1 pseudogene is annotated in these 1414 nt (G+C 75.9%); it reads right to left on the reverse strand.

The window, feature by feature from the left end:
• Positions 1 to 1414 (reverse strand): annotated as a pseudogene (locus tag HW445_RS30910) (hypothetical protein); the annotation flags it as partial.

The following is a 1414-nucleotide window of genomic DNA, read 5'->3' on the forward strand; positions in this document are numbered from 1 at the left end:
TCCGGGCGGCCGGGCCGGCCTCCTGGTCGCCGAGGGGCCCGGCGGTGATCACCTCGCGCAGCAGCCGCTCGCCGCGCTCGGGCCGGTCGGTCTCCAGCAGGACCGCGCCGAGGCGTGAGCGGAGCACGTCCCGCTGGGCGTGGGCGCCGAGCAGTTCCACCTGTTCCACGGCCTGCCGGTAGTCGTCGGCGGCCTGTTCGAACCGGCCGTGACGCTCGTTGGCGGCGCCCCGCGCGCACAGCCCCTCGGCGATGCTCCACACGTCGCCCAGGCGCCGGCAGATCGCCAGCGACCGGTCGGCGTCGGCGACCGCGTCGCCCTCCCAGTCGGGCCGGTTGGCGATCAGGTTGGCCCGCATCTGGAGGGCGAGCGCGTGCTCCCACGCGTGGTCGGGGCGGTCGGTGGTGGTGCGCACGGCGGCGTCCACGATCTCCCGGAGCCGCTCGACCTGGCCGGTCAGCAGCACCGCGAAGAACCACAGGGTGCCGGGGTTGCGGCACACCTGCGGCATGCCCGGCCGGTACGCCCCGGCGATGGCCCGCAGCTTGCGCTGCGCCGCGGGGTTCTGCCAGGCCTGCAGCTCCCCCTGCATGTCCATGCACGCCAGGTGGACCAGGTGCACGCCCCGGCGGGCCTCCTGGAGCAGGTCGCCGGTGAGCGGCGGGGGCCGGTCGGTGCAGCGTTCCCACAGCGGGACGGCCGCGGGCGCGCCGGGGGCGAAGGGGTCGGGGCCGAGTTCCAGCACCGCGCTGCTCCACTGGCGGGCCTCGCCGCGCAGGCCTCGGATCTGCCAGAACCAGGCCAGGGAGAGCACCAGGCACAGGGCCTCCTGCTCGTCGCGTTCGGCGACGGCGGTGCGCAGGGCGGTGCGCAGGTTCTCGTACTCGGCCTCCAGTCTTCCGACGGCGTCGAGTTGGCGGTGTCCGCGCAGCAACGGGTCGGTGGTCCGGGCGAGTTCGCGGTAGTGCGCGAGGTGGGCGCGGAGCGTGGCGTCGTGTTCGCCGGCCTCCAGGAGGCGCTCGCGGGCGTACTCGGCGACGGTCTCCAGGAGGCGGTAGCGCATCTGGCCGTCCCCGGACGGGTCCGCCGCGACGACGAGGGACTTGTCGACCAGCGAGCCCAGCGCCTCCAGGGCCTCCGGGCCGCAGACGGCCTCCGCCGCCGCCAGGTCGCAGCCGCCGGCGAAGACGGACAGGCGGCGCAGCACGGCCCGTTCGGCGTCGTCCAGCAGGTCCCAGGACCAGTCCACCACGGCGCGCAGGGTCTGCTGGCGGGGCAGGGCGGTGCGGCTGCCGGAGGTGAGGAGGCGGAACCGGTCGTCGAGCCGGTCGGCCATCTGGCGGGGGGTGAGCATCCGCAGGCGGGCGGCGGCGAGTTCGATGGCCAGCGGGAGGCCGTCGAGGCGGCGGCAGAT

Origin of the sequence: Streptomyces sp. UH6, from assembly GCF_013421635.1 — a bacterium.
Classification (GTDB): domain Bacteria; phylum Actinomycetota; class Actinomycetes; order Streptomycetales; family Streptomycetaceae; genus Streptomyces; species Streptomyces abyssomicinicus.